At 71.4% G+C, this 3,838-nt stretch carries 4 protein-coding genes; 2 read left to right on the top strand and 2 right to left on the bottom strand.

Annotated elements, in window-relative coordinates; all coding sequences use genetic code 11:
- Positions 1-59 precede the first annotated feature (59 nt).
- On the bottom strand, positions 60-461 hold the full coding sequence (locus tag ACFVW8_RS38660) for an ATP-binding protein (RefSeq protein ID WP_389698663.1): 402 nt from the start codon (positions 459-461) through the stop codon (positions 60-62).
- Between the two features lie 287 nt (positions 462-748).
- Positions 749-1,693 carry a hypothetical protein gene (locus ACFVW8_RS38655; protein WP_389698661.1) on the bottom strand — a complete coding sequence of 315 codons (945 nt, stop codon included), beginning with the start codon at positions 1,691-1,693 and terminating at the stop codon, positions 749-751.
- Between the two features lie 35 nt (positions 1,694-1,728).
- Here ACFVW8_RS38655 and dapE point away from each other — a divergent pair, with 35 nt between their 5' ends.
- Positions 1,729-2,808, top strand: a complete 1,080-nt coding sequence (dapE, locus tag ACFVW8_RS38650) for a succinyl-diaminopimelate desuccinylase (RefSeq protein WP_389698659.1) — start codon at positions 1,729-1,731, stop codon at positions 2,806-2,808.
- 96 nt (positions 2,809-2,904) lie between these two features.
- On the top strand, positions 2,905-3,690 hold the full coding sequence (locus tag ACFVW8_RS38645) for a TIGR00730 family Rossman fold protein (RefSeq protein ID WP_389698657.1): 786 nt from the start codon (positions 2,905-2,907) through the stop codon (positions 3,688-3,690).
- Positions 3,691-3,838 lie beyond the last annotated feature (148 nt).

Below are 3,838 nucleotides of genomic sequence, written 5' to 3'. Positions count from 1 at the left end.
GGCCTGAGGAGTGCGCACTCCTCAGGCCCCCACGCGTCTGTCATCGGGCGTGGCGTGGATCAGCCGAGCGGCAGGCCCTGGGTGGGCAGGCCGCCGAGGCTGTCGGTGGGCAGACCGCCCTTGGTGACGTCACCGAGCACGTCGGTCGCGTCGCCGCTCGTCGTCTGGCCGACGGTCCGGACGGCGGCGGGGGCGGCCTTGGCGCCCGTCTCGCCGAGGGTCTTGCTCGCCACCGGCAGCGTGGTCCCGACGACCTTGCCGCCGGCCTCTGCGCCCTGCTGGGACACGCCGTCGACCGTCTTGCCGAGTCCGGCGTCGTCGGAGGCGGTGAGACCGCCGAGGTCCGGAGCCTGCGGGAGCTCCGCGGCACCTGCGGCGCCGGCCGCACCGACCACGGGGGCCGCACCCGCCGCGATCAGCAGCGCGGTACGGACGATCCGACGGGTCAGGGGGAGGGACATGATGCTCCTTCGACGGGGTGTGAAATCTGGCTGTCCGTGGGTCGGACGCCATGACAACCGTCGTGGGGGCGGGGGAGGTTGCGGTGCACCGATGTAAAGAGTCGGTAATGCGTCACATAATCCGCAACGGAGGAACCCGGGCGGACGACGCATTCAACGACTTCCCGATGAACCGTCACTTCTCTTCGCACGCACGGGAATTGGGTGTCATGGAAGGGGGCGTGCGAACCGCTGTGCGGAGGCCGGTCCGGGAATGCCCGGACCCCCTGTGCGGGGGACTGTCCGCACTAATGCACGAGGCGCATACGGACCTCTGTGGTGCCCGTTTTCTCGCTTTCCGCCCGCCAGCCCGATCCGGCGGCCCATACCCGGCCCGCATAGGTGACCTCGTCGATACCCAGCGCCTCGGACTGCGCGACCGCCCAGTGCGCGAGCTCCCAGCCGCGCTGCGGGGCACCGCCCTCCTCGGTGGCGCCGCCGGAACGCACCGGCACCGAGAGCGAGCCCTGAGTCGTCGCACCCGCCGTCGCGGCGACCTTCTCCGCCGCGTCCCCGGCCGGCAGGACGTCCTTGCCGAAGGAACGGACCAGCGCCGCCCCGACCTTCGCCGCGTCGCCCGTCCCGGCCGTGGTCCGAGGCGGCGAACACTCCAGGCCGGCCGGCGTCCGGCCGGTCAGTACCGCAGCCAGCAGAGCGGCATCCGGCTCGTGCTTCGCGTACGCCTGCGGGAAACCGCTGCGCTGCACGCGCTGCGCGGCCACCGTGAGCGGCAGCCGCGAGTAACCGGGAACCTCGGCCAGGTGCTGGTAGAACTTCCCGGCCGAGTACACCGGGTCCAGGATCTGCTTCCCGGTGCCCCAGCCCTGCGAGGGACGCTGCTGGAACAGCCCGAGGGAGTCCCGGTCGCCGTGTTCGAGATTGCGCAGCCCGGACTCCTGGAGAGCCGTCGCCAGCGCGATCGTCACCGCACGCTCCGGCATCCCGCGCGTGGTGCCGACGGCCGAGATCGTCGCGGCGTTCGCCGCCTGCTCCGCACTCAGCCGGTACGTGCGCCCGTCACCGGAGGAACCGTCCGCCGACCGGACGGTGCACTGCTGGGAACCCTTGCCGCCCGTGAGGTACTGAACGGTCAGATACCCGCCCACTGCCACGAGCACGGCGAAGGCGGCCGAGACGCGCAGGCGACGGCTGCGGCCGGTGTGTCGGCGGGCGGTGGAATCGGTCCGGGGCACGGGGCCACCGTACGCGAGGCATTAGGGTCGTAGCCATGTCCGAAAGCACCCTTGACCTCACCCTGGACGGGCCCGCGCTCACCGCACGGCTCGTCGACTTCCCCTCGGTCAGCGGGGAGGAGAAGGACCTCGCGGACGCCATCGAAACGGCGCTGCGGCCCCTCCCGCACCTGACCGTCGACCGGCACGGCAACAACATCGTCGCCCGCACGAACCTGGGCCGCGGTGAGCGCGTCCTGCTCGCCGGGCACATCGACACCGTGCCGATCGCCGACAACGTGCCGTCCCGGCTCGACGCCGACGGCCTGCTCTGGGGGTGCGGGACCTCCGACATGAAGTCCGGCGTCGCCGTCCAGCTGCGGATCGCCGCGACCGTGCCCGAGCCCAACCGCGACCTCACCTTCGTCTTCTACGACAACGAAGAGGTCGCCGCGCACCTCAACGGCCTCGGACACATCGCCGACGCCCACCCCGAATGGCTGGCGGCCGACTTCGCCGTCCTCCTGGAGGGCTCCAACGGAGAGGTCGAGGGCGGCTGCCAGGGCACCCTGCGGGTCCTCCTCCGTACGGAGGGCGAGCGGGCACACTCCGCACGCAGCTGGATGGGGTCCAACGCCATCCACGCCGCCGCGCCCATCCTCGAAAGGCTCGCCGCGTACGAACCGCGCAAGCCGGTGATCGACGGGCTGGAGTTCCACGAGGGACTCAACGCCGTACGGATCGAGGCGGGCGTCGCCAACAACGTCATCCCCGACGCCTGCACGGTCGTCGTCAACTACCGCTACGCCCCCGATCTGAGCGCCGAGGAGGCCCTGGCCCACGTCCACGAGGTCTTCGCCGGCTGCGGCGTCGCCGAATTCACCGTCGACGACCACTCGGGCGCGGCCATGCCCGGCCTCTCCCACCCGGCGGCCAAGGCGTTCATGGACGCGGTCGGCGGCACCGCCCGGCCCAAGTTCGGCTGGACGGACGTGTCGCGCTTCGGCTCACTCGGCGTCCCGGCCGTGAACTACGGCCCCGGCGATCCGATTCTCGCGCACAAGCGCAACGAGCACGTGGCGGTCGAGCGGATCACCCACTGCGAGGACCGGCTCCGCTCCTGGCTCACGACCTGACCTCCGGCATTCCCCTGCCCGTAACCTCCGGCGATCTACGCTGGCCTGAGACAGGGCGCCGCAGGGCGGCCCTGATGTCGGCGGAGGGAGCAGGTCATGGGCAACCCCGAGGATGCGCGAATCCCTGAGGGCGCGGAGGTTCCCGAGGGCGCGGTGCGGCCCGAGGAACAGCGGCTCGGCCCGGTGCTGCGCCGCAGGGACCAGGTACAGCCCGGCACCACCGATCAGCGGCTGCTGGACTCCGAGGGCGACTCCGAGTGGGTGCACACCGACCCGTGGCGGGTGATGCGCATCCAGTCGGAGTTCGTCGAGGGATTCGGGGCGCTGGCCGAACTGCCGAGCGCCATCAGCGTCTTCGGCTCGGCCAGGACCCCGGCCGACGCGCCGGAGTACGAGGCCGGGGTACGGATCGGCAGGGCGCTGGTCGAGGCGGGCTTCGCGGTGATCACCGGAGGCGGCCCCGGAGCGATGGAGGCGGCGAACAAGGGAGCACGGGAGGCGAACGGGGTATCGGTCGGCCTGGGCATCGAGCTGCCCTTCGAGTCCGGCCTCAACCCGCACGTCGACATCGGCGTCAACTTCCGCTACTTCTTCGTCCGCAAGACGATGTTCGTGAAGTACGCGCAGGGCTTCGTGGTCCTGCCCGGCGGGCTCGGCACACTGGACGAGCTCTTCGAGGCGCTCACGCTCGTCCAGACGGGCAAGGTCACCCGTTTCCCGATCGTGCTGTTCGGCTCGGCGTACTGGGGCGGGCTGGTCGACTGGCTGCGCGACACGGTGATCGCCCAGGGCAAGGCGTCCGCGAAGGACCTGCTGCTCTTCCACGTCACGGACGACGTGGACGAGGCGGTGGCCCTGGTGACGAAGGAGGTCGGGCGGTAGGCGGCGTCGGCTTTCAGCCGCTGCGCCGCCTGGCCATCCCAGGCCCTGGGCCGCTTACCTCCCAGCCCTCTCCAGCCCCTCGGGCGTCTACCTCCCTGCCCCTGCGGCGTTTGTCTCCCTGCCCCCGCGGCGTTTACCTCTCCAGCCC

The sequence above is a fragment of the Streptomyces sp. NPDC058221 genome (assembly GCF_042882365.1).
Classification (GTDB): Bacteria; Actinomycetota; Actinomycetes; order Streptomycetales; family Streptomycetaceae; genus Streptomyces.
The sequence above is the reverse complement of the archived record's forward strand: the minus strand, read 5'-3'. Positions and strand labels throughout refer to the sequence as shown.

Bases quoted from the DNA above. Each gene is read 5' to 3' on its own strand.
- ACFVW8_RS38660 (WP_389698663.1), bottom strand. From the start codon at position 461: ATGTCCCTCCCCCTGACCCGTCGGATCGTCCGTACCGCGCTGCTGATC.
- ACFVW8_RS38645 (WP_389698657.1), top strand. From the start codon at position 2,905: ATGGGCAACCCCGAGGATGCGCGAATCCCTGAGGGCGCGGAGGTTCCC.
- dapE (WP_389698659.1), top strand. From the start codon at position 1,729: ATGTCCGAAAGCACCCTTGACCTCACCCTGGACGGGCCCGCGCTCACC.